Raw genomic sequence first — 26,550 nt, forward strand, 5'->3', positions numbered from 1 at the left:
GGTGTTCCTGGCTTCCGCGATCGTCGCCGAGGTCACCGCCTCCCTGGCGCTCCAGGCCGCCGTCGAGCACGCCGGTTGGTACGCGCTCGTCGTCGTCGGGTACCTGGTGGCGTTCGGGATGCTGGTCCTGGTGCTCCGCCGCGGGATGGGCATCGGCGTCGCGTACGGCATCTGGGGAGCGTCCGGGGTCGCCCTGACCGCGGTGCTGGCGGCGGTGCTGTTCGGGCAGGCGCTCACCCTCGTGATGGGGATCGGCATCACGCTCATCGCCGTCGGGGTGCTGCTCGTCGAGCTCGGCTCGCAGCGAGCGCTGGCCGCACGGAAGCGGGAGGCGCACTGATGGGATGGGTCCTGCTGGCGATCGCGATCGTCTCCGAGGTCGCCGCGACGATCAGCCTGAAGCTCGCCACCGACGGCAAGAAGGGCTACTACGTCCCGGTCGTGGTCGGGTACATCGTCGCGTTCAGCCTGCTCGCGGTCGCCCTGACCCTGGGGCTGCCGATCGGGGTCGCCTACGGCATCTGGGCGGCGACCGGGGTGGCGCTGACGGCGGTGCTCGGGCGCGTGCTGTTCCGCGAGCCGCTGACCCGGCTGATGCTCGCCGGCATCGGACTCATCATCGTGGGGGTGCTGCTCGTCGAGCTCGGGCACTGATCCAGATGGTGCAGGTCGGGGGTGGCGTCCCCAACGGAACCGGGTCATTGCCATATCAGTCTGCATGTCGTACACATGAGGACGTTGATACATCAGCGTCCAGATCCCACTGGTCGGGCGCTCCACTGATCCCCGGGAGGGACGCCCGTGTTCACCACCATCACCCCGATCGCGACCCGGATCGACCCCGCCGACGTGTCTCTGCCGCCGACCCGGTCGATCAGCCTGGGCCGGTGCCGACGGCCGCCCGTGCCGCCGCGCGAGACCCTGCACCACGACGACCGGCGGGACGGTGCCCGTGGCTGACCGGCACGCGATCAGCGCCGCCCGGGCCGATCCGGCGCAGTGGCGGCGGCACGGCCTGACCCCGCCGGAGGACCTGGCAGCCATCGTGACCTCGCGTCTCTGGGAGCCGGGGGAGCCGCGGTACTCCGACTTCTTCCGCGCCGAACCGCGGCTCCGCTAGCTGCGGTCCCGCGCGACGCCCCCTGCCCGCCGGCCGGTCTTCCGGTACGCGCTGAGGCTCATCGTGTGCACCGCCGTCGGGTCGTCCAGCAGCCGCAGGTCGTACGCGGCGCAGTCCCCGAACGTCCCGATGCCCGGCGTCCCCTCGGTCCGTTCGAGCACGCCCTTCGAGGGGCCGTCCGACCCGATGCCGGCGCGGTGCACCATCCACTCGAGGTCCATCGCCTCGTCGGCCAGGTACCGCATCACCGCCTCGTTGTCCCGGTGCTGGCCGTCGTAGCTGCGGGCGACGGTGTTCCGGATCGCCCAGAGCGTCGGCGTCAACCGTGCGTGCGGCGGCGCACTGAGGGCACCTGCCTGGTACAGGAACCGGCGCACCCCGGCCCGGCGCATCGCCGGCACCAGGCGTCGGACGAACGCCGTGTTCACCATCGCGGTCCGCTGCGCCTGCACGTCGCCGAGCAGCGAGACCACCGCGTCGACACCGTCGAGCAGTCCGTCGAGGTCGAGCTCCTCCGTCACGGATCCCTGCCGTACCTCGAGTCCGGCACGTGTGGGTCCGGCCTTCGCGGGCGTGCGGGCGAGGACGCGGACGCGGTGTCCGGCCGCGAGGGCGAGGTCGGTGAGGTGGCGGCCGGTCTGCCCGGTCCCGCCGAACACAAGGAGCGTGCGCTGCGACGGCATCAGGCGTCCATCCCGACGACGATCTTGGTCGCCGAGACGCCGTTCCGGAGGGTCTGTAGGGCGGTGGGGAGGGCCTCCAGTCCGTCGCCGACGACCGTCGGCTCGGGTGCCGGGCGGAACCGGCCGTCGGCCAGCGCCGCGGGCAGGAAGTCGCGGAAGACCGCCGGTCCGACCGGGGAGACGACGGGGGTGCCGCCCCAGATCGCGGTGACGTGCATGCCGCGGAGTCGTTCGATGCGCGAGCGCATGCTGGTCACCGGGTCGGGGTAGGCGGATGCGATCCGCTTCGTGCCGGGTGCGGAGCGTGCGATGCGCAGAGCGTGTCCGAGGGAACCCTTCCCGATCGCGACGGTGCCGACGAGGCGCCGTCCGCCGAGTGCCGCGACGACCTGACGGTCGACGTCGGCGTCGCGGTAGTCGACGACGGCCTCGGCGCCCAGGGCGCGCACCAGGTCGTGGTTCGCCCGTCCGGCCGTCGCGACCACCGTGTAGCCGCTGGCGCGGGCGAGCTGGACGGCGTTCATGCCGACGCTCGTCGACGCGCCCCAGACCAGGACGACCTCGTCCGCGTGGGACGCCCCGACCGTCGGGAACGGCAGGCCGAGCTGGTCCGCCTCGTACAGGCCGGCGGCGGCCGTCGCGAGTGCCAGCGGCAGGACCGCGGCACGGTCGAACGCGACGTCGGCCGGGAGGCGCGTGGTGACGCGCTCGAGGACCGTCACGTACCGCTGGAACCCGCCTTCGGACGCGCGGTTCCGCGCCTTCTCCTGTCCGGCGGCGAACGCGGTCACCCGGTCGCCGACCCGGAGGTCCGTGACGTCGGGGCCGACCGCGACGACCTCGCCAGCGACGTCGCTGCCGAGGACGGTCGGGAACCGCACCCACGGCGAGACGAGGCGGCGGAGCGGGCCGGTGATCGCGTCGACGGGGTTCACCGCGACCGCGCGGACCCGGACGACGAGCTCGCCGCTGCCGGGGGTGGGCATCGGGGTCGGGCGGACCTCGAAGGGGCCGCGCGGGCCGAGCAGGAACAGTGCTTCGTTCGGCGGTGTGGTGATGGGGTCGGCGGCGGTCATTTCGGTTCCTCGTTCCTCGGTGCCAGCGTGATGACACGTGATGTCATCGTAGGCCCTCATGGCACGTCGTGTCATCAGGTACGATCGACCGATGCGATGGGCTCCCGATGCACGAGGACGACTCGAGCGCGCGGCCTTCGAACTCTTCGCCGAGCAGGGCTTCGCGGCCACGACCGTGCCGCAGATCACCGCACGTGCCGGTCTGACCACCCGGACGTTCTTCCGGCACTTCGCCGACAAGCGCGAGGTCGTCTTCGCCGGCGACGAGATCCCCGAGAACGCCGCACGGCTCATCGCCGAGGCCCCCGCCGACCTCGAACCCATGCAGGTCATCCGCAGCGTGCTGCACCAGGTCGCCGCCGCACGCTTCGACGGCAACCACGCCCAGACAGCGGCCTGGCGCCGGATCGTCGAGGGCAGCGACGAACTCCGCGACCGCGACGCCCGGAAGCGCTCCGACCTGGTGCGCGCTGCCCGGGGCGCCCTCGTCGGACGGGGCGAGACGCCACTGCAGGCCACCGTCCTGGCCGAGATCGGCGTGCTCGTGTTCCAGGTGGCGCTGGAGTCCTGGGTCGAGGAGGACCCGGCGACCGCCCGCCCGATGTCCGTGGTGATCGACGAGGTCCTGGCCGCGCTGCCCCTCGCGGCTCGGCCCTGACCGTCCGGCGCTGACCGTCCGGCGTCGGCCCTCCGGGTGGCAGGATCGGGCACATGCGCGCCGTCACCTTCGACTCCTTCTCCGCGACGCCCGTCGTCACCGACGTGCTGGAGCCCGCGTGCCCACCGCACGCCGCCGTCGTCCGGGTCGTCGCCACCGGCGTCTGCCGCAGCGACTGGCACGCCTGGCACGGCCACGACGACACCGTCGCGCTGCCGCACGTCCCCGGCCACGAGTTCGTCGGCGTCGTCGAGCGCGTCGGCGACCAGGTCCGGCAGTGGCAGCCCGGCACCCGCGTGACCGCACCGTTCGTCAACGCGTGCGGCACCTGCCCGACGTGTATCGCCGGCCGCCAGAGCATCTGCCCGAACCAGACCCAGCCCGGCTTCGACCGGCCCGGGTCCTTCGCCGAACAGGTCGTCGTGCACCACGCCGACACCAACCTGGTCGCCGTGCCCGACGCCATCGACGACGCCACGGCCGCAGGGCTCGGCTGCCGCTTCGCCACCGCCTACCGGGCCGTCGTGAACCGTGCACGCACGGCGGCTGGGGAGCACGTGGTCGTCTTCGGATGCGGGGGAGTCGGGCTCTCGGCGATCGTCGTCGCGGTCTCGCGTGGTGCCCGGGTCGTCGCGGTCGACGTCTCCGCCGAGGCGCTCGCGCTCGCCCGCACCCTCGGCGCCACCACCACGGTCGATGCCCGGTCTGATGACGTCGACGAGCAGATCCGCGTCGCGACGGACGGCGGCGCGCACGTCGTCGTCGAGGCGCTCGGACGTGCGTCCCTCGTCCGCCAGGGCATCGCCGCGCTCCGCCCGGGTGGTCGGCACGTGCAGGTCGGACTCCTGGCGGGGGCGGACGCCACCCCGCAGGTCGACCTCGGCCGGGTCATCGGACTCGAGCTCGAACTGCTCGGCAGCCACGGTATGTCCGCGCACGAGTACCCGGCGATGCTCGCCGAGATCGCCGACGGCCGGCTCGATCCCGCGCCGCTGGTCGGTCGGACGATCCCGCTCGATGAGGCACCGGCGGCGCTCGAGGCGATGGACCGTCCGGCGACGTCGGCGGGGACGACGGTCGTCGTGCTGTAGCCGGATCGGAGGCGGACGGGAGGCGCCGGACCAGCCGGCCACGGGCCTCCCGTCCGTCGAACCGTCGGCCGCGAGCATCTCGCCGGACCGCTGTCCGGGCAACGTGGTTACGATGCCGAGCATGGGGGTCGAATTCGACGACGCTGCAGCGGGGGCGCTGATCAGGGCGACGCGTTCTGCAGACGGTGCGTCCACCGGGCAGAGCGGTGCGCGGCGGTGACACCGTCACGGCGGGTCGTCGGACCCGCGGTCGCGGCCCTCGTGGTCGTGCTCCTCACCGGATGCGCACCCGGACCCGACGGCCCGGCACCCGCCGGGTCGGCCAGCTCCGACGGAAGCGAGCACGGCGTGAGCCATCGAGGCCCCGAACCCACCGCACGGTCCTCCGAGAACGGGATCGAGACCTGGGACCTGACGGTGCCGCCCTCGGTCGAGGCGTTCGGGATCGACACGGACGTCCCGGACGGCGCGCGGACCCGGGTCGGTGCGTACGGCTCGGAGGCAGCGGGGGGACGACCGGTCCGGTTCCTGCTCCCCGGCGGCGAGCAGGTCCGGGTCCAGGCGACCCAGGTGGTCTTCGACGCGCTCGACAACGCGCAGGAGATGAAGGACGCGTCGGGCGAGGTGGTCCTGCCGAAGGGACGGCTGTTCCACCTCCGTGTCAACACGGTGCCGGTGGCCGGCGCGAAGGCCGGGGTGGACGGGTACCGCGACGTGCTCCGACAGCTCGATCTGCCGGACACCTCCGTCGGTGAGCTCGAGGAGAAGATCGCGTCGGCCGACGCGGTCGACCCGGTGGATGCGTCCCAGCGGGTCGGTGTCGAGGCCGGCGTGCCGAAGGCTGGCGGGTTGGACTTCGGGCCCAGCACGTCGTTCCGGCCGAACGACGATCCGCTGCTGTTCACCCTCCGGCTGAACGGTGCGTGGGACCCGGTGCGGATCCCATGACCGCCAACAGCGGCGGAGTCCGTCCGCCCGTGCGCGGGCCCGACGGGGAGACCGCGGTCGCCGTGCCGGTTCGTCTCCACTGGCGGGTCCTCGCCTGGCTCACGCTCGTCGTCGACGTGCTGCTGGTGGGCCTGCCGTTCCCGATCCTGATGTTCGCCCAGGCCTCCGGTCTGTCCGCGCTCGCGAGCATCGCGTTCCCGATGCTCGTCTGGGGTCCGCTCGTGGCTGCCGTCGCCACGGTGGTCGCCCTGTGGGTGGTGCCCGCGCCGCGCGCGCCCGTGAACTCCGCCGGGATCGTGCTGGCCATCATCTCGGGGGGCGCCGGACTCCTCTGGCTCGGCGTGGGTGCGAGCTTCGGTGGTGCCTCGATCGCGTTCGGCCTGCTGCTGCTCGGGGTGACGGTGCTCCTCGTCGTGCTCGTCGTCGGTGATGGTCCGCATTCGCGTCGCTGACCGTTCGAGTTCGCACTGGCTGGCTGAACAGGTCTTGTACATGTAGTCTCCTGTCCATGCCGGTCTCATCGAAGCGACGCCTCGTCGCCGACGCCCTGCGCGACGCGATCGCCACGGGTCGGTACGCCCCGGGCCAACGCCTGCCGGGCGAGCACGACCTGGCCGAGCGCTTCGCCGTCAGCCGCGGCACCGTGCGGGCGGCGCTCGCCGACCTGGCCGACGAGGAGTACATCGCCATCCACGGCGGCATCGGCTCGATCGTCACCTTCGACGGCGCCGCGCTCGACCCCCGCAGCGGCTGGGCCCGGTCGCTCGCCGCCACCGGTACCGAGATCGCCGTCCGGGTCCTGCGCATCGAGCGTGTCAGCCGACCCGGGCAGGCCGCCGAGCTGGGGCTCGACGACCCCGACTTCATCGCGGTCGACCGCGTTCGCCACGTGGTCGGTGGGCCGGACATCTCGCTCGAGCGCAGCCTGGTGCCGCCGTTCGGCAGACTGGCCCGCGCCGTCGACGAGGGGCTCGTCGACGACTCCCTCACCGCCACCATCGCCAGTGCCGGCCTGGTGCCTGCGCTCGCCGAGCAGTGGGTCGACCTCCAGCCGCTCACCGCGGAGGAAGCGGCTTCCCTCCACAGGACGGTCGGCGAGCCGTTCCTCCGCAGCCGACGGGTCTCCCGCACGGCCGACGGCACGTTCGTGGAGGCTGTCGACAGCCTGCTCGACCCGAGCCGGTTCCGCCTGCACATGAAGTTCGGGAGCGCGTCGTGACGACCACCGCCGAGTACGAGTACGAGCACGCGCTCGCGGCCTTCCGGGGGCTCGCGATCGGTGATGCCCTGGGCATGCCCACGCAGTCGATGTCCCTCGACCAGATCCGTGCCGACCACGGGGTGATCGACGGGTTCGTCGACGCCGGGCCCCACCAGCGGATCGCGCACGGCATGCCCGCGGCGAGCATCACCGACGACACCGAGCAGGCCGTCCTCGTGGCGCAGCTGCTCGTGCAGGGCGACGGACGACTGGACCCCGTCGACTTCGCCCAGGCGCTCATCGCCTGGGAGCGGACGATGGCGGCGAAGGGTTCGCTCGACCTCCTCGGACCGAGTACCAAGACGGCCGTGCAGCGCATCCTCGACGGGGTCCCGGCCTCTGAAGCCGGCTCGACGGGCACCACGAACGGTGCCGCGATGCGGATCACCCCGGTCGGCATCGCGACGCCCCTCGATGGTGTCGGTGAAACCGGATCAGGCGGTGTCGCTGCACTCGTCGACGCGGTGCAGGACGCCTCGCGGGTCACCCACGACACCGGCCTCGGCATCGCAGGCGCCAGCGCGATCGCCGCCGCGGTCTCCGCCGGCATCGACGGTGCGACCCGGTCCGAGGCACTCGACGTGGCGATCGCTGCCGCACGCGTCGGTGCGACCCGGGGGCACTGGGTCGCCGGCGCCTCGATCGCCGAGCGCACCGAGTGGGCCCGTGGACACCTCGCCAGCGTGCCGGCCGACCAGCGGATCGACGTCGTCTCCGGACTGATCGGGACGAGTGTCGCGTCGCAGGAGTCGGTCGTCGCGGCCCTCGCCCTCGTCGCCCTCGACCTCGACCCCTGGCAGACCGTCTGCACCGCGGCCAGCATCGGCGGCGACACCGACACCATCGCCGCGATGGCCGGAGCCGTCCTCGGCGCCGTGCACGGTGCTCCGGCCTGGTCCGACGACGCCGTGCGCCAGGTCGAGACCGTCAACGACCTGCACCTCGACGAGCAAACCCAGCAGCTCCTCGTCCTCCGCGCCGCCGCTCGACGGTAGCGCCCACAGACCGCCGGGCGGCGGTGTCCCCCCTTCACCGTCGCCCGGCCTCACCCCTCGCACCCTTCCGATGACGTAAGAGGACCTGATGACCACCACCCCCACGGACACCGGCACCAAGTCCGGCACCCTGACCACGATCGAACAGCGCGGCATCGAGCCGGTCCCCGTCGCCGAACGCACCGGCACACCCGGTGCGCTGTTCTGGGTCTGGTTCGCCGCGAACATCTCGATCCTCGGGCTGCCCCTCGGTGCCACCCTCGTCGCGTTCCAGGGCCTCACCGTCTGGCAGGCACTGCTCGTCGCCGTCATCGGTGCCGCCGGGTCGTTCGCGGTCGTCGGGGTCATCTCGATCGCCGGTCGTCGAGGCGGAGCTCCCGGTCTGACCCTCAGCCGTGCGGTCTTCGGCGTGCGCGGCAACATCGGCCCGACCGCCGTCTCGCTCCTCAGCCGTCTGGGCTGGGAGACCGTGAACACCACCACGGCCGCGTTCGTGCTGCTCTCGCTGTTCACGATCCTGTTCGGCACCGACGGCGGCTCGAAGGCGCACCCGGTCGTCACCGTCGTCGCGATCCTGCTGTTCGTGGCCGCGACCGTGCTCATCTCCGGCCTCGGCCACGCGTTCATCGTCGCCGTGCAGAAGTGGGCGACGTGGGTCTTCGGTGCCCTCAACGTCTTCGTCGCGGTGTTCCTCGTCGCCCGCATCGACTGGGACGTCGTCGGTGCCCAGCCCGCCGGCCCGGTCGCCGCCATGGTGATCGGCATCGGCACCATCGCCGCCGGCACCGGCATCGGGTGGGCGACCGCCGGCGCCGACATCGCCCGCTACACGCGCACCAGCGTCCGCGCCGGCAAGCTCGTCGCCGCCAGCGCCGCGGGTGCCGGCATCCCGCTCGTCGTCCTGGTCGGGCTCGGCTCCCTGGTGTCCGCCGGCGACCCGACCCTCGCCCAGGCCGGTGACCCGGTCGCCGCGATCCGCGACATGCTGCCCAGCTGGATGGCCGTGCCGTACCTGATCGCGGCGTTCGGCGGGCTCCTGCTGTCGAACCACCTGTCGGTGTACTCGGCGAGCCTCACCACGCTGACCCTCGGCGTGAAGGTGCCGCGGGTGTGGGCCGTCGCGGTCGACGTCGTCATCACCACGCTCGGCGCCATGTACTTCATGCTCGTCGCCGACGGCTTCTACGCGCCGTTCATCACGTTCATCTCGGTGCTCGCCGTCCCGATCACCGCCTGGCTCGGTGTCTTCATCGCCGACATGCTCCGCCGCACCTGGTACGACCCGAGCGCGCTCCTCGACCTGCGCCGCGGCGGTCGCTACTGGTACGCCGGCGGCATCGCCTGGCGCGCCGTGACCGCCTGGGTCGTCGCGATCGTCGTCGGCTTCCTGTTCACCAACGTCCAGGTGGGCGACGCCGACCCGGTGTTCGTCGGCGCGTTCTCGGACACCTGGATCGGCGCGAACGGCCTCGGGTGGGTCGTCACCTTCATCGTCGCCGCGGCGGTCTACCTGCTCACCGGCGGCCCGCGCGGCACCCTGCACGAGCAGCCCGACCAGTCCGCACCGCTCCCGCGCACCGAGCACACGATTCGATGAGCCGCCTCGTCTCCGTCGGCAACGTCATCGTCGACATCGTGATGCGCATCGGTGCCCTGCCCGAGCCCGGCGGCGACGTCATCGCCGACGGCTCGGAGATCACGGCCGGCGGTGGCCTCAACACGATGGTCGCCGCCCGTCGCGACGGCATGGACGTCGTCTTCGCCGGGCAGTACGGCACCGGCCCGTTCGGCGACGTCGTCCGCCAGGCGCTCGAGGAGTCCGGGGTCACCGTCGTGCAGCCCGGGCTCCCGGACGTCGACAGCGGCTACTGCGTGGCCCTCGTCGACGCCACCACCGAACGCACCTTCGTCACGAGCGTCGGCGCGGAAGGGCAGCTCACCCGGGCCGACCTCGACCGCGTCACGCTCCGCGCCGACGACGTCGTCTTCGTCTCCGGCTACGGCCTGGCACACCCGATCAACGGCGCGGCCATCGCCGACTGGCTCGGCACGGTGCCGTCGTCCGTCCGCGTGGTGTTCGACCCGTCACCCCTCGTCGACACCCTGCCGGCAGCCGTCCTGGCCGCCGTGTCCGCCCGCTCCGACGTGGTCAGCGCCAACAGCCGGGAGGCCCGCCTGCTGTCCCCGACGTCGGCCACCCTCGCCGAGGCTGCCGCCGCCATCGCCGCGGCAGCGCGGGGCACCGCCCTGGTCCGGGACGGTGCCGACGGCTGCTGGGTGGTCGAGTCCGGCAGCGAACCGGTCCTGGTCCCCGGGTTCCCCGTCGTCGCGGTCGACACCAACGGGGCGGGTGACGCACACGACGGCGTACTGGCGGCGGCGTTGGGTCGTGGGGCGAGCCTCCAGGACGCCGTCCGCCGGGCCAACGCGGCGGCAGCACTCGCGGTGACCCGCCCCGGACCGGCGACCGCTCCGACGGCGGACGAGACGGACGCGCTGCTCGCCGGGGCGTGAACCGTGAGCGGAGGTGCGAGCAACTGGTTGCACTACCGGACCCTCGGCAGGCGGCATAGTGTGCACGGAGGGAGGGCCACCATGGACGAACGAACCGTACGCAACCGGTACACCCAGCTGCCCCCGACCGTGGACCCGGCCGCCTTCGTGGTCGAGGTCCCGGCGTTCGAGGACGACCGACCCGCTCCGCCGCCGATCCCGCCCGCCGCTGCGCCGGAACTCGTCGCGGCCACGGAGTTCGCCCGCGGCGCCGGCGGCCCCCGGACGATCCGACGGACGCAGATCCCGGCCGCGCTGGTGATCGCCGGCGTGCCGATCGCGATCGTCGCCGTCATCGCGGTCGTCCAGGTGCTGTTCGCGCAGTAGAGGGTCGCCGGACGCGAGCACGGCGGCTGGAGCCGCGCGGATGCGCGGTGCGGCGGCGACGGATCGGGTGGGGGGCCATGAACGGACGGCGACGAGCAGGGCTGATCGTGGGGTCGCTCGGCGCGGTGCTGCTCACCGCGACGGTCCTGACCGGCTGTGGCAGCGGCATCGGGACGACCGCGGAGGAAGCGAAGAAGTCCGTCGTGGCCTTCGTCGACAGCTCGACCACTGCGCTCGGGGACGGGTGGGAGGTCGACAGTGGCCCGGGCCTCGGGAAGTGCGATCGAGGCCCCGGCCTCGGCGGGATCTCGTACGTGTACATCAAGTACGGCCCCGCGGGCCAGGACCCGGCGGCAGATGTCGATACCGTCGAGCAACTCTGGAAGCGTCAGGGTGTGACGACCGAGCGTTACGAGAGCGGCGGCAGCGATCCGGTCCGCGGCGTCCGCGGCACTGGCGGGCCGGTGGGTTCCGTCGACTTCCTCGCGAGCTCTGAGGGTTACAGCATCGAGGGCGATTCACGATGCGTCGCGGGAGACTTCGATCAGATCAGTCGCGACAGTCAGGAGTGATGCGTCGCGGGTGAACGGCGGTCACTCCGACTGCGGCCTGCTGTTCGGAGTCAGTCCGAGAGCTCGAGGGCGTCGCCGGGAGCGCACTTTGACACACCGGTGATCCGGTAGCCGCCGTAGTACGACACGTACCCGATCGACGTGACGGGGCCGCCGAATCCCCGGAGCCCGACGGTCGGGTTCTCCCCCTTCGTCGAGAACCGCTCGACGGCGATGCCCGCGTGTTCCCACGATCCCTCGAGCTTCCGCATGTCGGCGGCGACGTCGTCGTCCGCGCTCTTCGGACGCTCCACGATGTAGACGTACCGGACGTGGTCTTCGTCATGGTCGCTGCACGATTCCACGTCAGGCCCGCGGTAGACCCGCCAGTCGCCGCCGATGTCCGACGTTGCGAGCGTCACGGAGTGGACGATCTCCTTCTTCACGACCGATGGCCGCGCGTCGGTCTGTCCGGCACTGCAGCCGGACAGGGCGACCACGGCCAGCACCACGACGAGTGTTCCCCGAAGCCCTCGGATGAGATCCGCGCCGGTCATCGCGTCATCACTCGTCCTCGAGCAGGTCGCTCACGTTGCCGTCAGCGCACGCGGAGACCGCGGTGATGCTGTAGCGCTCCGGGTACGTGTTGAAGGCGATCGTCGTGATCGGACCCCCCTTTCCCCGCATCCCCAGGAGGGGGTTCGCCCCGCCGCTCTTGTACGCCGTGGTGGCGATCCCCTCGCCGTCCCAGAACTCCGCCATGGCTTTCACGTCGTCGGCCGGCTCGTCACCGGTCGAGCCGGACCGTTCCATGATGTAGACGTAACGGGCTTTGTCTTCCACGCCGTCCCCGCACCCTTCGACGGAGGGGCCGCTGTAGATCTTCCAGTTCCCGCCGACAGCGGCGGCCGAGCGCTCGACGACATCGACTACGGACTTCCGCACGGTTGCTGGTTCGCGGCCGCTGTCGCCTGAGGTGCTGCTGGCGCTGCAGCCCGCCAGCGTGCCCAGGCAGAGCAGCGCCCCGATCGCTGCCACGGCTGCCCGTAGAGCATCCACGAGTGGTCTCCTGTTCGTCATGCCGGTCACTCCGACTTGCGTAGTTCGCTCACGTTCCCGTCAGCGCACTGGGACACCCCGGTGATGCTGTAGCCCTTCGGGAAGGCGTCGAAGCCGATGGACGTCGTCGGGCCGCCGGATCCGCGGACGCCGAGCAGTGGGTCCGCACCGCCGCTCTCGTAGTCGGAGACCTCGATACCGTCGCCCTTCCAGAGCTCCTTGATCTCGTCGAGGTCCGCGGTCGGGTCGCCGCCAGGTCGGTCGACACGGTCCATGATGTACACGTAGCGCGCGCTGTCAGAAGCGCCGTCGCCGCAAGCTTCCACCGACGGACCGCTGTACACCTCCCACTTGCCGCCGAGTGCTGCGGTGGAGCGCTCGACGAGATCGACGATCGACTTCTCGACGGTCGACGGCTGTCGCCCGGTCCCGCCGGACCCGCTGCTCCCACAGCTGGTGAGGAGGAGCGCGACGGCAGCAACCGTGGCGACCGCGCAGATGACGCGTGTTCTCACTCCGCCTGGCGCAGTTCCGCGACGTCACCGTCGGAGCACTTCGAGACTCCGCTGATCGTGTAGCCCTGCGGGTACGCGTTGAACCCCACGGAGGTGACGGGACCGTCCACCCCGTTGATGCCGGTGAGCGGGTCAGCGCTCCCGCTCTCGAAGCGCTCGGTCGTGATCCCCTTGCTCTTCCAGAGCTGTTCCACCTTGCGGATGTCGGCGGCCGGAGCGGCACCGTCCGCGCCGGCGCGCTCGAGGATGTACACGAAACGTGCACCCTCACCGCCTCCGGGCTGCTCGCAGACCTCAGCGGAGGGACCTCGGTAGAGCGTCCATTCGCCACCGACAGCGTCGGTCGACTCCTTCACGAGGTCGACGACGGACTTCTTCGCATCCGACGGTTTCACTGTGCTGCCTCCGGGGCTGTCGCTACAACTGGTCATGGTCAGGCCCGCCGTCAGGACGAGAGCGACGCCGATGCTCGTCCTGACGGGGCCGTGGCTTCCTCGATGCACCATCACAGTGTCCACTGCGGCGTCTCGAGGATGGACCTCTGGTACTGGGTCGGGCCCTTCGGCGGGTCGGCCGTGATGTCGTCGGCATGCCCGGTCGTGGCGTAGCCGACGTTCCGCAGGGACTCGGTACCCAGATCGAGGTACCCCCGGCCGTTGCCCGTGTGCGTGCCGTGGTCCTCCACCGGGTTCACGTCGCCCCCGTCCGTCACGATCCCGTCGGTACCGAACGGTGTGGCTCCGAAGTCGGGGTCGATCGGGTTCTGGCTGTGTTCTGGACTGAGGCGCCCCGTCCACGCCCACTGGTCGCCCTTCTCCGGCTCGATCAGCCACACGTCCTGCGCCTGTCCGGCGTAGACGTCGTCGACGTGCAGATCGGTCGCCTGGTCGATCTCGTTGGGCAGGCCGGCGGACCCGACGGTCGTGAGCGTGTTCACGTGGACGTCGCTCTGGGTCAGCGCGTAGGCCGAGGCGGTCGTCCCGTAGGAGTGCGCGACGATGTTCGTCGTCGGTACATCGCCCGAGCGCACGGCGTCGAGGCCTCGGATGGAGTCCGCGAGGTTGTCGCCGCCCTTCTGGGCGTACTCGCTGCCGAGGACGCCGAAGTCCAGTTCCCCCGAGATGACCGGCTGCGGCGGGGTGTCGTAGCCCATCCAGCTGATGACGGCTCGATCGTCGGGACCGATGTCCTTCTGCTGGTCGTAGATGTTCTGCGCCGAGTCCGTCCAGCCGACCATGCCCGTCGTGTCCGAACCCATGCCGGGCACGGCCCAGGTGACGTTGTCGGCGGTGTCGAGATCGCCGATGGAGACCGCTGCGAGCGGTGGGACGTCGTCGGTGAGGGAGACGATGAACCGCTCTCCGGCCTTGCTGTCCCCCTGGAACTTGCTGGCGGTCTTGATCGCCTGGAGCGCTTCGAGGTTCGTCGACGCCTTCCCCCACGAGGCCCCGTTGTCGTAGGCGATCGTGTTGCGCAGGGACTCGACCTCCTGCTCGGCAGCGGTGATGCGGGCGTCGAGCACCGCACGGTTGGCGGTGTCCCGTGCCCAGTAGTCGACCCCCTCCAGGTTGCCGATCTTGCTGAGCACCGGGATCGGGAGGGCTTCGAGGTCGCGCTGGTCCGCCTTCGAGTACCGGAGCGCCGCCCAGCGCTCGGCGACCTGCGCGGGGGTGAGGTCCGGGTCGAGCAGCTCCGTGATGGCCGCCGGCAACTCCGCAGCGGCCGAGACGTCGAGCGTCGCGTTCGAGATCGACCCCTGACCGCCCGCTCGTTCGAACGCGTCGGCGATCCGGTCGGCCCAGGCAGCGTCCTCGCCGTTCTCCTCGAGCAACCGGTCGAAGCCGATGAAGAAGGTCGCTGACGAGACACGCACCCACCCGCACGAGCCCGTGAAGCCGTTCCACGCGTTGCGCAGCGTCGTCTGCTTCTCCGTCGTCGCCAGGTCGAGGGCCCGGTAGTCCGCCGCGAAGGACCGCAGGTGGTCCGGGTCGGCTGAACTCTTCCCGCCGGACGTCCCGCTGCCGGTCCGTGTCCGAGACCGCGCCGAGAACGCTGCCGAGATGCTCGGCGGCGCGATCGGTGTCTCGGACGGCTTGACGTCGAAGCCCAGTGCGGGCGGGGGCTCGAAGAACGTGGTCGGGGACTCGGCAGCCTTGCGGTCCCGTTCGTCCTGTCGGACCTGCCACGCGGCCAGGTCCTCCTGCCGCTCACGTTCGCGCTTCGCGGCCGCGGTCGCCGCGGTCACCTGGTCGCTCAGGTCGTCGAGCACGGTCGCGAGCTTCGGCCGGTCCGCCGCTTCGATCTGCGCCGACTCCTCGAAGCGTGTGGCGTAGGCGCCCGAGAAGTCGTCGGTGCCCTTCTCGACCGCGGCCCGGCGGCCGGTGCCCTGCCCGCGCAGCTGTTCGGCAGCGGCGTCTGCCGCGCGCACGAGTGCGTCGGCGGACGCTTCGTCGTACTGGATGTCCCCCACGATGTCTTCCCCCCTGCGCACCCTCACAGGCGTGCTCGTCCGACTGTACCCACCGTGCCGCTCGTTGCCCATGGTCGAGTTCCCGGCGCGACCACGCGGCTGGCTGCTTGGCCTGATCGGTCCGTTGCGGCCGTACGGACGGCTACCTCTCCGTCACTCTTGTTCGCGGAGCTCGCGTGGATTGCCTGGCGCACAAGTCGAAGTGCCGGCGATCGTGGAGCCCCCAGGGAGCGCATCGAAGCCGATCGTCGTGACTCGACCGCCCTTGCCGCGGACACCGAGGAGCGGGTCGGAACCGCCACTCTGGTAGTCGACGGTTCGGAGTCCTTCGTCTCGCCAAAGCTCTTTGAGCTTCCGGATGTCGCTACCCGGAGCTACCTCAGCATTCGCCGGACGTTCCATGGTGTAGGAGTAACGCACCTCGTCGGGTGCGTCCTCGCCGCAGATCTCCACTGCCGGACCGCTGTACACCTGCCAGTCGCCGCCGATCGCGTGGGCTGACCGCTCGACGATGTCGACGATGGACTTCTTCGCCTGTGACGGCTTGAGGGTGTTCTCTACGGGTGGGCCGCTGCAACTGCTCAAGGTCATGATCGCGATGATTCCGATCATGAAGAACGGAGCGCTTCGGTGGGGGCTGGGAACTGGACGCATGGTCAACCCCACCTCATCAACAGTCGTCCCAAGATGTCCCCCACGATGTCTTCCGCCATCTGTGCGCCCGCGCCTGAGACGCACGTTCGACTGTACCGATCCTCTCGATCGGGGCGCTCTGCCGACCGCCAGCTCGGCGCCGGTGGCTACTGTGTTGGACGTGCGTCCGGGCGCACCGGGGGAGGCACGGGGATGCAGCAGGCGGCGACCACCACGACGAGACGACGAACGCCCGACGCGGTCGGCGTCCGCACCTGCAGTGTCGTTGCGGCATCGATCGTCGCGCTGACACTCGCCCTCACCGCCTGTACCGGCAGCGGGCACGTGCAGCCCGAAGCAGCCGAGAGGTCGATCGTCAGCGCCGTGGACGACACGACAGCGACGATCGGCGGCCACTGGAAGGTGTACAGCGAACCGACCGCTGAGTCCTGCACCGAAGCAGCCGACGACGGCCTCACCTACACGTACATCCTCATGCAGGACGCACCGCCGACCGATCCGGCGAAGGCCGTCGCAGCGGTCGAGCAGCTGTGGAAGGACCGGGGCATCACGACCGAGCGGTACCGGACGGGAGCCGCTGACCCGGTCCTCGGCGTCCGCGGCCGTGGCGGCCCCGCGACGTCCATGGACTTCCGCGCAGACGCGCGCCGCTTCAGCGTCGTCGGCGTCTCCGAGTGTGCCGCGGGCAGCGCGGTCGAGGAGCGGAGACGACAGAGCACGTCGTCCCCGACACCCTGACCCAGCCGCAGAGACGGACAGCGCTGACCCGGTGGCACGGCGACCCGTCGCCGGACGGGAGGCGCGGCCCGGCCCCGCACCGCGCCTCCCGTCCGGCGGTCCCGCCGCCACCGCGCCCACGCGACCCGAAGACGGGGCTGGTGCCGCAGCCCACGGAGCGCTTGACTCGTTCCGGGGGCACACCGCCCCCTTCCTCGACACAGGGAGGCCGGCGATGCGCTCGCTCGTCTACACCAGCACGCAGACCCGGCCGATCTCGGACTCGGAGCTCGCGCAGATCCTGGCCGTCGGCCGCGAGAAGAACACACGCATGGGCGTCACCGGCATGCTCGCCCACCGGGACGCCAACTGCATCGGGATCATCGAGGGCGAGGACGACGTCGTCCACGAGCGCCTCGAGCAGATCCGCCTCGACCCGCGGCACGCCAACGTCCGGGTGCTCTGCGACGACCCGGTGCAGCAGCGCTCGTTCCCCGACTGGTCGATGGCGTTCCAGCCCCTCGACCCGCTGATGCGCGAGGTCCCCGGCTTCAGCGACCTGTTCGACACGCAGCGTCCGACCGACGCCGAGGCCGGCGCCTCCCGGGCCCGCGCGCTGCTGGAGTGGTTCCGCAAGCACCCGCTCGCACCGCTGACGAGCCAGGACGCGGCTGACGCCGAAGCACCGCGCACCCGGGTCCTGAACGGCGCGATCGCGGTGCTGCACGACGCCGGTACGGTCGCGTTCTCGACCCAGGCGGTCGCCGAACAGTGCGGCATGCGTGTCACCGAGGTCGAGGGGCTCTTCCCGAACCGGCACGCCCTGCTGGCCGCGACCGTCGAACGCTGGAGCCTCGCCGTGTCGGCACCGCTCCTGCCGATGATCACCGAGCGCGGCACGGTCGCGTTCCTGCATGCGCTGCTCGCCGCCCACGTCGAGGAGCCGGGCCTGATGCGCCTGCTCGCCTCGATCCTCGGCGCCGCCACCGACCCGACCGTCGACGGTGCCGACTACTACCGGTCGGCGTACCTGCAGTTCCGGCAGACGATCCGGACGGCGCTCGCCGCGGACGTCCGCGACGGTCGCGAGCCGGCCACGATGGATCCGGAGCGGGGCGCGCAGCAGCTCCTTGCTCTGTACGACGGGCTCCGGCTGCAGGCGCTGCTCACGCCGGACACGGACCCGGTCGACGCGTTCGACCGCGCGGCTGCCCGGATGCGCCGCGGCTGGTCCGAGCAGTACGAGCAGCCGACGTACTGGGACATCCCGGTCGCCCCGTCCCGCTGAGCGGAGCGCGCTGCGCCCCGACCAGCGCCCCGACCAACCGGTCTAGCCGTGGAGTGGGGGCGGTGGAGCGCTCCCGGTTCCGCCATGATGGTCCCCAGGGCGTGGACCGGGTATCTGCGCCCTGCTCTCTCACCCAGGGTGGTGAGCCGGCCGTCTGGTCGCCTTCGGGTGGTGATCAGGCGGCCGAACGCGTTCCCCGGGTCGGCACTTGTCCGCCGTTCGTGGGACTGCGGAGCGTGCTCGACCAGGTCTAGCGTCGCGACCGTGCGGCAACGACGCCGCACCGGTCATGAATCGAGCATCATGCAACGACGGATGAGAAGTCTCGTCGCCCTCGCCGTGAGTGCCGGCGTCGTGGGGGCGCTGGTCCCGGCGATGTCGGCCCAGGCGGTCACGACGAGCGACACCCCGGACTTCGGCAGCAACGTGAAGGTCTACAGCCCCTCGACACCGACGTCGACCATCCAGGCCGACGTCGACGCCGCGTTCAACGCCCAGCTCCGCAGCCCGACCGCGCAGTTCGGCACGCAGCGGTCGACGTTCCTGTTCAAGCCGGGCAACTACGGCCGGGTGTGGGCGAACCTGGGGTTCTACACCTCGGTCGCGGGCCTCGGGAAGAACCCCGACGACGTCACGATCAACGGCGCGGTCAACGTCGACTCCGGGTGGAACGCCGGTGACGAGTCGAACGCCACGCAGAACTTCTGGCGCTCGGTCGAGAACCTGGCGATCGTGCCCGAGGGCGGGACCGACCGCTGGGCGGTGTCGCAGGCCGCGCCGATGCGCCGCGTGCACATCAAGGGCAACCTGACGATGGGGCCGTCGAACCAGGACGGCGGTCAGGGCTACTCGTCGGGCGGCTACATCGCGGACAGCAAGGTCGACGGCACGGTCACGTCGGGCTCGCAGCAGCAGTGGTACACCCGCAACTCCACGCTCGGGTCGTGGCAGGGCGGCAACTGGAACATGACGTTCTCGGGCGTGCAGGGTGCTCCGGCGAACGACTTCTCGAAGAGCTACACGACGCTCGCGACCACGCCGACGACCCGCGAGAAGCCGTACCTGTACATCGACTCGTCGAACAAGTACCACGTCTTCGTCCCGTCGCTCAAGCAGAACTCGAGCGGTGTCACCTGGCCGAACACCGGCGGCACGGACCTGCCGATGCGGAACTTCTACGTGGCGCACCCGGGCGACTCCGCGGCGACGATCAACAGCGCGCTGGCGCAGGGCCTCAACCTGTTCTTCACGCCCGGCACGTACCAGCTCAACGCCGCACTGAACGTCACCCGGCCGGACACCGTCGTCACGGGCATCGGCTTCCCGACGCTCGTGCCGACGGCCGGCAACGCCGTGCTGACCTCGTCCGACGTCGCCGGCGTGAACGTGTCGAACCTCGTGGTCGACGCGGGTTCGCAGAACAGTGCGCAGCTGCTCCGCCTCGGCACCAGCGGGTCGCACGTCGACCACGCGGCCGACCCGCAGAGCATCCAGGACGTGTTCTTCCGCGTCGGCTCGAGCATCCAGGGCCGGGCGACGACGACGCTGCAGGTGAACGCCGACGACACCCTCGTCGACCACATCTGGGCCTGGCGCGCCGACCACGGTGGGGCCGCGACGGGCTGGACGGTCAACACCGGAGCGACCGGGGTCGAGGTGAACGGCAACGACGTCCTGGCCACCGGACTCTTCGTCGAGCACTACCAGAAGTACGAAGTGCAGTGGAACGGCAACAACGGGAAGACGATCTTCTTCCAGAACGAGATGCCCTACGACGTGCCGGACAACGCCTCGTGGCAGAGTCCGACCGGCGCCGGGTACGCGGCCTACAAGGTCGCGTCGACGGTCACGACGCACGAGATCTGGGGCGGCGGTGTCTACTGCTTCTTCAACACGAACAAGTCGGTGCACGCCGACCGCGCGTTCGAGGTCCCACAGACCGCCGGCGTGAAGGCACACGGGCTGGTCACGGTGTCCCTCGGTGACACCGGCACCATCTCGAGTGTCATCAACGGCGTCGGTGGTGCCGTCCCGACCCCGGCGGGCAACACCGCGCCGAACCGGGTGGCCAGCTACAACTGAGCGCGGTCGCGACGCGACCACCTGACGGACGGGAGGCCCGGTACCAGCTGGTACCGGGCCTCCCGTCCGGCAGGTGGTGCCGGCTACGAGCGTCCGGCCCGGAGCCTCGTCGTGGCGTCCGACGCGGCGGCGGCCATCGTGCGGACGAACGCCGTCGAGGTCGCGAGGTCGGTGGCGGACGCGCCCTGCAGCGCGGCGGCGATCTCGGCGCTCGACTCCGCCAGGAACGCGCGCGCACGCTCCCGCGCCGCGGGTGTGGGCCGCAGGGTCACCCGGCGGCGGTCGCTGTGCTCACGGCTGCGTGCCAGCAGGCCCGCGGCCTCCAGTCGGTCGACCAGGACCGTGACGGAGCCGGAGGTCATGCCGATCCGCTGCCCGAGCCGCGCGGGTGAGAGCGGATCCCCGGACGAGTCGGCCCAGAGCACCTGCCCCAGCGCGTTCGCGTCGGTCGTGGGCAGGTCGAGCCAGGACGACATCTGCTGGTTGAGTTCCGCGAACGCCACGGCCCAGGCCCGGAGTGCCTCCATCGCCTCGACCTGGGGCGCATCCCACTGCGTCTCGAACACGTTCGTCATCCTGCTCCTTCACTGTGTAGTGTCTTTACTGTAAAGCTCAACCATCAGAGGAGCACCATGGAGCACCGCACTGCCGTCGTCTCAGGAGCCAGTATCGCTGGCCTGTCGACCGCCTACTGGCTCCGCCGGACCGGGTGGGACGTGACCGTCATCGAACGAGCCGCTACCTTCCGAGACGGCGGACAGAACGTCGACGTCCGCGGAGTCGCACGTGACGTCCTCCGCCGGATGGACCTCTTCGACGCCGTCAAGGCACGGAACACCACCGAGACGGGCACGGTCCTCGTCGACGAGCGCGGCGCCGTCACCACCGAGCTGCCCTCCGACGGCGCCGGCGGCGCGACCGCGGAGCTCGAGATCCTCCGCGGCGACCTCGCCCGGACGATCCTCGACGCCCTGCCGGCCGGGGTCACGTTCGTCTACGGCGACAGTGTGTCCGCCGTCGACGACGACGCGGACGGGGTCACCCTAACGACCGAGTCCGGACGGCGACTCCGGGCCGACCTCTTCGTCATCGCCGAGGGCGTCCGCTCCCGCACTCGCGCGATGGTGTTCGGCGAGGACGTCGTCGACCAGCGCGACCTCGACGTCACGATGGTCTTCGGCACGGTCCCGCGCGCCGACCGCGATGACGACCGCTGGCGGTGGCACAACGCCGTCCGTGGTCGTCAGGTCCACCTCCGGCCGGACCCGTACGGCACGATCCGTGCGATCCTCGCCTACTCGCCCGGGGACGACGTCCTCGGGCTGACTCGGGAGGAGACCCTGGCCGTGGTGCGACGCCGCTACGACGGCGTCGGGTGGGAGGCGCCGCGGATCCTCGACGCCCTCGACACCTCGCCGGACGTCTACATCGACCAGCTGCAGCAGGTGCGGATGTCGACGTGGCACCGCGGGCACGTGGTGATGGCGGGTGACGCCGGGTGGTGCGTCACGCCGATGGGCGGTGGCGGCGCCTCGCTCGCGCTCACCGCCGGGTACGTCCTGGCCGCCCAGCTGGCCGACACGACGCAGGACCAGGAGGCGGCGTTGGCCGCGTACGAGTCGTGGTTGCGCCCGCTGGTCGACGACGTGCAGGACCTCCCGCGCGGGCTGAAGGCGTTCGCGTACCCGCAGTCCCGGCTGGCGCTCGCGCTGCGCGGGGTCATGGGTCGGGTGCTGATGGCGAAGCCGCTCCGCCCGCTCGCGGCGAAGCTCACCGAGGTCGCCGAGACCGACCGCGCGTTGCCGGCGCTCGTCGAGCGCTGAGCCGGACGGGAGGCGCCCCACCAGCCGGCGGGGCGCCTCCCGTCCGCCGCGTGGTGCGTCGGTCAGGGCTGCAGCGCCTCGAGGTCCTCGAGCAGGGACGGGTGCGTCGGCTCCCACCCGAGCGCCTGCCGGGTGTGCGCACTGGAGGACGGCTGGTCCATCGCGAAGATCGGTCCGAACGGGCCGAACGTCTCGTCCGGGACGGACTGCACCGGCAGGCCGAGGCGACGCCCGACGACGGTGGCGATGTCGAGGACCCGGTCGCCCTCGTCGGCGACGGCGTGCCAGGCGGTGCCGCCCGGTGCGGACTCGAGCGCGAGCCGGAACAGCGCAGCGGCGTCGCGTGCGTGCACGGCGGGCCAGCGCTGTTCGCCGTCGCCCGGGTAGCCGGCGATCCCGGAGCGCCGGGCGGCGTCGGTGAGCAGCCCGGCGAACCCGCCCTGCCCGTCCTCGTGGACCGTGCGGGGCATCCGGACGGCCGAGGTCCGGACGCCCTGCGACGACAGTGCGAGCAGGTCGGTGACGGCGACCGCGCGGCTCGCGACCGGGCCCTCGGTCGGCAGTGGGTCGGCCTCGGTCGAGGGGCGTCCCGTCACCCACGGGGTGCCCGAGACGGTGACGAGCGGCTTGTCCGTGCCGATCAGTGCGGCACCGAGGGCCGCCATCGCGTCGCGTTCCTCGGCCAGCCCCTGCTCGAGTGCCTCGGCACTGCCGTAGTCGCGGCTGAAGGCGAGGCTGATCACACCGTCGGCCCGGGTGGCACCGTCGCGCAGGACGTCGAGGTCGGTGAGGGAGCCGCGCAGTGGCTCTGCGCCGGCAGTGGTGAGGGCGGTGGCGGAGGCGTCCGAGCGGGCGAGCCCGAGGACGGTGTGGCCGTGGGTGAGCAGTTCGGCGATGACGGCGGTGCCGATCGTGCCGGTGCCACCGGTGACGAAGACGTGCATGGGGACTCCTCGAGTCGAGTGATGGGACATGTGTACCGTCACTGTAGACCCGTGATGGGACAATTGTCTCATCGACTAGGATCGGACCATGGCGCGATGGGAACCAGGAGCACGCGAACGGCTCGTCCTCGCCGCCGTCGACCTGTTCACCGAGCAGGGCTACGACGCGACGACCGTCACCGAGATCGCCGAACGCGCCGGAGTCACCAAGAGCACCTTCTTCCGGCACTTCCCCGACAAGCGCGAGCTCCTCGTCGCCGGGCAGGAGACCCTGAGCCGCCTGCTCGCCGAGGGGATCACCGCAGCCCCGGCCGACGCCAGCCCGCTCGAGGCCGTCGCCGCCGGACTCGAACGGGCCTCTGGCGAGATGGGTCCCCGGAACCGGGAACTCGGCCCACGCCTGAAGGCCGCCGTCGCCGCCAGCACCGAACTGCAGGAGCGCGACGCGTTGAAGAGCGTCGGGATGGCTGCGGCGATGACCTCGGCGCTGCTCGAGCGCGGCGTCCCCGAGAGCACGGCGCACCTGGCCAGCGAGATGGGGGTCCTGGCGTTCAAGCAGGGCTACGCCCGCTGGTCAGAGGGCGAGCGGAGCGACGACGACGGGCTCGCGCGTCACGCGCTCGACGTCCTGCAGGAGCTCCGGACCGCGACGGCCGCCCTCGGCTGACCCGACCGGTCACGCTGACCCGACCCGTGGTGCTGACCCGACCCGTGGTACTGACCCGACAGCTCAGTCGCGGACGACGACGCCCTGCCGCAGCATGTCGCGCGCCACGCGTGACCGCGGGATCACCCACAGCGCACTCCACAGCGCCAGGCCGGCCCACAGCCCGAGCAGCAGCACTGTGATCACGGTGCCGTGCTGGTCACGCATCGACCAGGTCATCGCACTCCAGAACACGGCGAGCACGATCTTGCCCCAGCCGGCGGTCTGCTGGTCGGCCTGGGCCTGCAGCCGCGGGATCCAGATCTCCGCGGGCACCCCGGTCGGCACCTGCCGCTCGGTCACCCAGCGCTCGACCATCACGACGGCCTCGTAGCCGCCGTCGACCCGCCAGGAGCGGAGCTGCAACCAACCGGCGACCCCGGCACCGATCAGGGCCGCGGGCAGTCCGACCGACACGAGCACCTGCGGCGTCGCGGTCTGGAACGAGGACAGCACGAGCATCGTGAACACGAGCGCGAAGCCCGCACCCGCCGCCGCGCTGCCGAGCAGCCGCAGCCGTCCGGCCTCGTCGACCTCACCGATCCCGTGCACGCTCCGACCGTACCCGCGTCGGCGTGCGTGGCGCTGGTCGCCGGGGCAACGCACAGGAGGCCCGTCACCGGTCCCGCAGACCGGTGGCGGGCCTCCCGTCGGTGCGTGTCAGCCCTTCGACACCATGATCCAGCTCACCTGGATGCCGTACTTCGTGGCCGGCGAGATGCGCAGGTCGACGATGCCGTCCTTGCCCACGGTCGCCGTGGTCGCGAGGGTGCGGAAGGTGCCGTCGATCGGCTGGTCCGTCGCCACGGTCTCGCCGTCGACGGCGACCGCGGCAGCCCGACCCGGAGCGCTCTTCGTCCACGGGTCCCAGAACCCGACGTCCACGCGGTACGAGCCCTTCTTCAGGCCGCCCAGGGCGTACTCCAGGTCGGTCTCGTCGGCCTGCCAGCGGACGGTGTCCGTGATGGTGCCGCCGCTCGTCCCCGAGGTGCCGCCGGTGGTGCCGAGGTACCCCCAGTGGTTCCCGGTGGCGGGGTCGACGCCGAAGCGCTGGTCCTCGACGCTGTTGAGCAGACGGTCGCCGCGCTTCTGCAGGAAGGCCAGGTCCGCGGCGTGGTCCGCGGTGCCCTGCCCACCGGCGTCGACGAAGTACGCCAGCTTCTTCGGCAGCACGGTGACGGTGCGGGTGAAGGTGCGGCCGTCGTCGAGCGTCCCGGTGACGGTCCGCTCGCCCGCGGTCGCCAGGGCGTCGTCGGCCCAGGTGACGCGGTGGGTGCGGGTGGTGGAGCCCTCGCGGACGGCGACCCTGCCCGGCAGCGCCTTGGTGTCGTCGTCGAGCGTGGCCTGGCCGGCGATCGGCGTCGTGACCGTCCACGGGGTGGAGGGATGCAGGTCGGCGAGTGACCACGAGGTCGTGTCGCACGAGATCGACATCGCGCCGCCCTCGCCGAAGGTCACCGGCAGCCAGACCGACGGTGCCGTCCGCAGGTCGGTGGCGTTGTTCCACCGGTCGCCGATGTACACGACGCGGCCGTCGCCGAGGTTCAGCAGCGACGTGCTCTGCGAGTTGCAGGTCGTGTCCGCGCCCGTGCCGGTGGCCGGGTTGCCGTGCGCGGTCCAGGTGCCGAGCAGGTCGGTGGCGGTCGCGTACGCGGCGGCGTTCGGTGCCCAGCCGGTCGCGCCCGACGTGACCAGGTAGTAGGTGCCGCCGACCTTCGTCAGGGCCGGGGCCTCGCGCTGCCCGCCGATCCACGGCTGCGGGCGGCGGAAGTCGACGCCCTCCACGGCCTTGCTCGGCTCGGCCGACAGGTTCGTGTAGTCGGCGTCGAGCTTCGAGATGTAGAGGGTCAGGTTCTCCTCACTGGCGTAGACGATGTACGCGGTGCCGTCGTCGTCGACGAACAGGTTCATGTCGCGGGCCATGCCGGGGGAGTCCGGCTGGTGGTTGGTCGGGTCGTCGGCGGGGACCCGGTCCAGGCGGTAGGAGTCGATGTAGCGGAACGGCCCGGTGGGGGAGTCGGACACGGCGACGCCGGCGGTGGCCTTGGCGTACTGCGCGTCCGAGTCAGCGGTGGGACCGTCGGCGTGCACCCACATCACCCACTGCCCGGTCTTCGCGTTGTGGACGACCTTCGGCCGCTCGAGGATCGCGCCGGGGCGGGTGGTGCTCTCGGCCGTCACCCCGAGGTCGCGGTACACGGCGTCGCGCTGCGTGCCGTCGTAGCCGCCGTAGAGGGCCGAGAAGTACGGCTGGTCGAAGTCCGACCGTGCCGTCATGGTCCGGAGGGCCAGGCCCTGGTCGGTCCAGTTCGTCAGGTCCCGGGACGAGTAGACGTGCACGCCGCGGGTGTCGGTGTACCCGTTGACGCGGTCCTCGCCGTACCAGTAGTAGATCGTCCCGCCGGCGTCGTCCGTGCTCGTCACGACCTGGCCGCCGTGTCCCTGGATCGGCTGCCCGGTGTCGTCGAGCCACTGCTGGCCCGGGTGGAAGGTCGCGGACGTCGTGTCCGCGAGGGCGGGTGCGGCACCAAGGCCCCCGATCGCGAGGGCGGCTACGGCCACCCCTGCTGTGAGGCGCCACCACCGGCCCGCTGACGTCGTGTCCCGCTCTGTCCGTCGTTGGCGAATCCCCATCGATCCGGCCTCCTCAGCTCGTGCTGCCTCCGTTGGCAACGTCAACATCCTGTGGCCAGGCCACGGAGAGCGCAAGGCTCCGGGGTGGAACGGACAACGAGACGGGAGGCGCGGTGCCAGCTGGCACCGCGCCTCCCGTCCGTGTCGTGGTCGCCGCCGGAGCGGCGGCCGGAGCGGCCGGAGCGCTCAGTCTCCGGCGTTGATGAGTCCGAGCCAGCGGCCGAAGCCCGTCGGTTCGTCGTCCTGCAGACGGAACTGCGGGTGCTGGGCCACGTCGGTGCGCTGGCCTGGGGTGCGGTCGTCGTCGATCACGGCGGACTCCTTTCGTCGAGGTGATCATCTGTACACGCGCAGCCCTGCGCACATTCCCGCCTCCGTCCACTTCGCGGGGGACG

32 protein-coding genes are annotated in these 26,550 nt (G+C 71.5%); 19 read left to right on the plus strand and 13 right to left on the minus strand.

Annotated elements, in window-relative coordinates; all coding sequences use genetic code 11:
* Position 1: 1 nt before the first annotated feature.
* The 4 genes from SOM35_RS09860 to SOM35_RS09875 all read left to right on the plus strand — a co-directional run bounded on the left by SOM35_RS09860 (position 2) and on the right by SOM35_RS09875 (position 1,120).
* The gene (locus SOM35_RS09860; RefSeq protein ID WP_445082755.1) at positions 2-340 is read left to right on the plus strand and encodes a DMT family transporter; all 339 of its coding nucleotides are present in this window, start codon (positions 2-4) and stop codon (positions 338-340) included.
* Positions 340-654 carry a DMT family transporter gene (locus tag SOM35_RS09865; RefSeq protein ID WP_320515262.1) on the plus strand — a complete coding sequence of 105 codons (315 nt, stop codon included), beginning with the start codon at positions 340-342 and terminating at the stop codon, positions 652-654. The genes SOM35_RS09860 and SOM35_RS09865 overlap by 1 nt, the downstream gene beginning before the upstream one ends.
* A 147-nt stretch (positions 655-801) precedes the next feature.
* Positions 802-960 (plus strand): hypothetical protein, encoded by a 159-nt coding sequence (locus tag SOM35_RS09870; protein ID WP_181439167.1) that lies wholly within the window; start codon positions 802-804, stop codon positions 958-960.
* Entirely contained in the window at positions 953-1,120 is a 168-nt protein-coding gene (locus SOM35_RS09875) for a hypothetical protein (RefSeq protein WP_320515263.1), read from the plus strand. Before SOM35_RS09870 ends, SOM35_RS09875 begins: the two co-directional genes overlap by 8 nt.
* Here the strand turns inward: SOM35_RS09875 and SOM35_RS09880 are convergent.
* Positions 1,117-1,803 carry an NAD(P)-dependent oxidoreductase gene (locus SOM35_RS09880; RefSeq protein WP_320515264.1) on the minus strand — a complete coding sequence of 229 codons (687 nt, stop codon included), beginning with the start codon at positions 1,801-1,803 and terminating at the stop codon, positions 1,117-1,119. The two genes, SOM35_RS09875 and SOM35_RS09880, sit on opposite strands and share 4 nt — an antisense overlap.
* Complete coding sequence (locus tag SOM35_RS09885; protein ID WP_320515265.1) at positions 1,803-2,879, minus strand: zinc-binding alcohol dehydrogenase family protein; 1,077 nt, start codon at positions 2,877-2,879, stop codon at positions 1,803-1,805. The genes SOM35_RS09880 and SOM35_RS09885 overlap by 1 nt, the downstream gene beginning before the upstream one ends.
* Positions 2,880-2,970: 91 nt before the next feature.
* Between SOM35_RS09885 and SOM35_RS09890 the strand changes: the two genes are divergently transcribed.
* The 10 genes from SOM35_RS09890 to SOM35_RS09935 all read left to right on the plus strand — a co-directional run bounded on the left by SOM35_RS09890 (position 2,971) and on the right by SOM35_RS09935 (position 11,284).
* Positions 2,971-3,537 (plus strand): TetR/AcrR family transcriptional regulator, encoded by a 567-nt coding sequence (locus SOM35_RS09890; RefSeq protein WP_320515266.1) that lies wholly within the window; start codon positions 2,971-2,973, stop codon positions 3,535-3,537.
* Between the two features lie 53 nt (positions 3,538-3,590).
* Positions 3,591-4,628, plus strand: coding sequence for a zinc-binding dehydrogenase (locus tag SOM35_RS09895; protein ID WP_320515267.1), 1,038 nt, complete (start codon positions 3,591-3,593; stop codon positions 4,626-4,628).
* A 348-nt stretch (positions 4,629-4,976) separates the two neighbouring features.
* On the plus strand, positions 4,977-5,576 hold the full coding sequence (locus tag SOM35_RS09900) for a hypothetical protein (protein WP_320515268.1): 600 nt from the start codon (positions 4,977-4,979) through the stop codon (positions 5,574-5,576).
* Complete coding sequence (locus tag SOM35_RS09905; RefSeq protein WP_301221614.1) at positions 5,573-6,028, plus strand: hypothetical protein; 456 nt, start codon at positions 5,573-5,575, stop codon at positions 6,026-6,028. The genes SOM35_RS09900 and SOM35_RS09905 overlap by 4 nt, the downstream gene beginning before the upstream one ends.
* A 56-nt stretch (positions 6,029-6,084) precedes the next feature.
* Entirely contained in the window at positions 6,085-6,795 is a 711-nt protein-coding gene (locus SOM35_RS09910; protein WP_320515269.1) for a GntR family transcriptional regulator, read from the plus strand.
* A complete protein-coding gene (locus SOM35_RS09915) occupies positions 6,792-7,832 on the plus strand; it encodes an ADP-ribosylglycohydrolase family protein (RefSeq protein WP_320515270.1) in 1,041 nt (346 codons plus the stop codon). Before SOM35_RS09910 ends, SOM35_RS09915 begins: the two co-directional genes overlap by 4 nt.
* An 88-nt stretch (positions 7,833-7,920) precedes the next feature.
* Positions 7,921-9,429, plus strand: coding sequence for a purine-cytosine permease family protein (locus tag SOM35_RS09920; RefSeq protein ID WP_253465641.1), 1,509 nt, complete (start codon positions 7,921-7,923; stop codon positions 9,427-9,429).
* On the plus strand, positions 9,426-10,346 hold the full coding sequence (locus tag SOM35_RS09925) for a PfkB family carbohydrate kinase (protein ID WP_320515271.1): 921 nt from the start codon (positions 9,426-9,428) through the stop codon (positions 10,344-10,346). The genes SOM35_RS09920 and SOM35_RS09925 overlap by 4 nt, the downstream gene beginning before the upstream one ends.
* An 81-nt stretch (positions 10,347-10,427) precedes the next feature.
* Entirely contained in the window at positions 10,428-10,712 is a 285-nt protein-coding gene (locus tag SOM35_RS09930; RefSeq protein WP_320515272.1) for a hypothetical protein, read from the plus strand.
* Positions 10,713-10,819: 107 nt separating this feature from the next.
* Complete coding sequence (locus tag SOM35_RS09935; RefSeq protein WP_320515273.1) at positions 10,820-11,284, plus strand: hypothetical protein; 465 nt, start codon at positions 10,820-10,822, stop codon at positions 11,282-11,284.
* Positions 11,285-11,334: 50 nt separating this feature from the next.
* On the opposite strand, the gene SOM35_RS09940 is transcribed toward SOM35_RS09935, so the two are convergent.
* The 6 genes from SOM35_RS09940 to SOM35_RS09965 all read right to left on the minus strand — a co-directional run bounded on the left by SOM35_RS09940 (position 11,335) and on the right by SOM35_RS09965 (position 15,919).
* Positions 11,335-11,820 carry a hypothetical protein gene (locus tag SOM35_RS09940; protein WP_320515274.1) on the minus strand — a complete coding sequence of 162 codons (486 nt, stop codon included), beginning with the start codon at positions 11,818-11,820 and terminating at the stop codon, positions 11,335-11,337.
* A gap of 7 nt (positions 11,821-11,827) precedes the next feature.
* A complete protein-coding gene (locus SOM35_RS09945; protein ID WP_320515275.1) occupies positions 11,828-12,352 on the minus strand; it encodes a hypothetical protein in 525 nt (174 codons plus the stop codon).
* Positions 12,349-12,837 (minus strand): hypothetical protein, encoded by a 489-nt coding sequence (locus SOM35_RS09950; RefSeq protein ID WP_320515276.1) that lies wholly within the window; start codon positions 12,835-12,837, stop codon positions 12,349-12,351. The genes SOM35_RS09945 and SOM35_RS09950 overlap by 4 nt, the downstream gene beginning before the upstream one ends.
* Complete coding sequence (locus SOM35_RS09955) at positions 12,834-13,232, minus strand: hypothetical protein (RefSeq protein ID WP_221849267.1); 399 nt, start codon at positions 13,230-13,232, stop codon at positions 12,834-12,836. The genes SOM35_RS09950 and SOM35_RS09955 overlap by 4 nt, the downstream gene beginning before the upstream one ends.
* 110 nt (positions 13,233-13,342) lie before the next feature.
* Entirely contained in the window at positions 13,343-15,307 is a 1,965-nt protein-coding gene (locus tag SOM35_RS09960) for an alpha/beta hydrolase (RefSeq protein WP_320515277.1), read from the minus strand.
* A gap of 153 nt (positions 15,308-15,460) precedes the next feature.
* On the minus strand, positions 15,461-15,919 hold the full coding sequence (locus SOM35_RS09965) for a hypothetical protein (protein ID WP_320515278.1): 459 nt from the start codon (positions 15,917-15,919) through the stop codon (positions 15,461-15,463).
* A 405-nt stretch (positions 15,920-16,324) separates the two neighbouring features.
* On the opposite strand from SOM35_RS09965, the gene SOM35_RS09970 reads away from it, so the two are divergent.
* The 3 genes from SOM35_RS09970 to SOM35_RS09980 all read left to right on the plus strand — a co-directional run bounded on the left by SOM35_RS09970 (position 16,325) and on the right by SOM35_RS09980 (position 20,048).
* Entirely contained in the window at positions 16,325-16,699 is a 375-nt protein-coding gene (locus SOM35_RS09970) for a hypothetical protein (RefSeq protein WP_320515279.1), read from the plus strand.
* A 214-nt stretch (positions 16,700-16,913) separates the two neighbouring features.
* Complete coding sequence (locus SOM35_RS09975; RefSeq protein ID WP_320515280.1) at positions 16,914-17,966, plus strand: BLUF domain-containing protein; 1,053 nt, start codon at positions 16,914-16,916, stop codon at positions 17,964-17,966.
* Between the two features lie 315 nt (positions 17,967-18,281).
* A complete protein-coding gene (locus tag SOM35_RS09980) occupies positions 18,282-20,048 on the plus strand; it encodes a hypothetical protein (protein ID WP_221849264.1) in 1,767 nt (588 codons plus the stop codon).
* 83 nt (positions 20,049-20,131) lie between these two features.
* Here SOM35_RS09980 and SOM35_RS09985 read toward each other — a convergent pair whose 3' ends face one another.
* A complete protein-coding gene (locus tag SOM35_RS09985) occupies positions 20,132-20,623 on the minus strand; it encodes a MarR family winged helix-turn-helix transcriptional regulator (RefSeq protein WP_320515281.1) in 492 nt (163 codons plus the stop codon).
* Between the two features lie 57 nt (positions 20,624-20,680).
* Here SOM35_RS09985 and SOM35_RS09990 point away from each other — a divergent pair, with 57 nt between their 5' ends.
* Complete coding sequence (locus SOM35_RS09990; protein WP_320515282.1) at positions 20,681-21,871, plus strand: FAD-dependent monooxygenase; 1,191 nt, start codon at positions 20,681-20,683, stop codon at positions 21,869-21,871.
* Between the two features lie 62 nt (positions 21,872-21,933).
* Here SOM35_RS09990 and SOM35_RS09995 read toward each other — a convergent pair whose 3' ends face one another.
* Positions 21,934-22,815 (minus strand): SDR family oxidoreductase, encoded by an 882-nt coding sequence (locus SOM35_RS09995; RefSeq protein WP_320515283.1) that lies wholly within the window; start codon positions 22,813-22,815, stop codon positions 21,934-21,936.
* Positions 22,816-22,903: 88 nt separating this feature from the next.
* On the opposite strand from SOM35_RS09995, the gene SOM35_RS10000 reads away from it, so the two are divergent.
* Complete coding sequence (locus SOM35_RS10000) at positions 22,904-23,482, plus strand: TetR/AcrR family transcriptional regulator (protein WP_320515284.1); 579 nt, start codon at positions 22,904-22,906, stop codon at positions 23,480-23,482.
* A gap of 63 nt (positions 23,483-23,545) precedes the next feature.
* Here SOM35_RS10000 and SOM35_RS10005 read toward each other — a convergent pair whose 3' ends face one another.
* From SOM35_RS10005 to SOM35_RS10015, 3 genes are all read right to left on the minus strand, one after another.
* Positions 23,546-24,073, minus strand: a complete 528-nt coding sequence (locus tag SOM35_RS10005) for a hypothetical protein (protein WP_320515285.1) — start codon at positions 24,071-24,073, stop codon at positions 23,546-23,548.
* Positions 24,074-24,181: 108 nt separating this feature from the next.
* The gene (locus SOM35_RS10010; RefSeq protein ID WP_320515286.1) at positions 24,182-26,083 is read right to left on the minus strand and encodes a glycoside hydrolase family 43 protein; all 1,902 of its coding nucleotides are present in this window, start codon (positions 26,081-26,083) and stop codon (positions 24,182-24,184) included.
* 258 nt (positions 26,084-26,341) lie between these two features.
* Entirely contained in the window at positions 26,342-26,467 is a 126-nt protein-coding gene (locus SOM35_RS10015) for a hypothetical protein (RefSeq protein WP_258366233.1), read from the minus strand.
* Between the last annotated feature and the right edge of the window lie 83 nt (positions 26,468-26,550).

It is taken from the genome of Curtobacterium sp. CFBP9011, assembly GCF_034045095.1.
In the GTDB taxonomy this organism is placed as follows: Bacteria; Actinomycetota; Actinomycetes; order Actinomycetales; family Microbacteriaceae; genus Curtobacterium.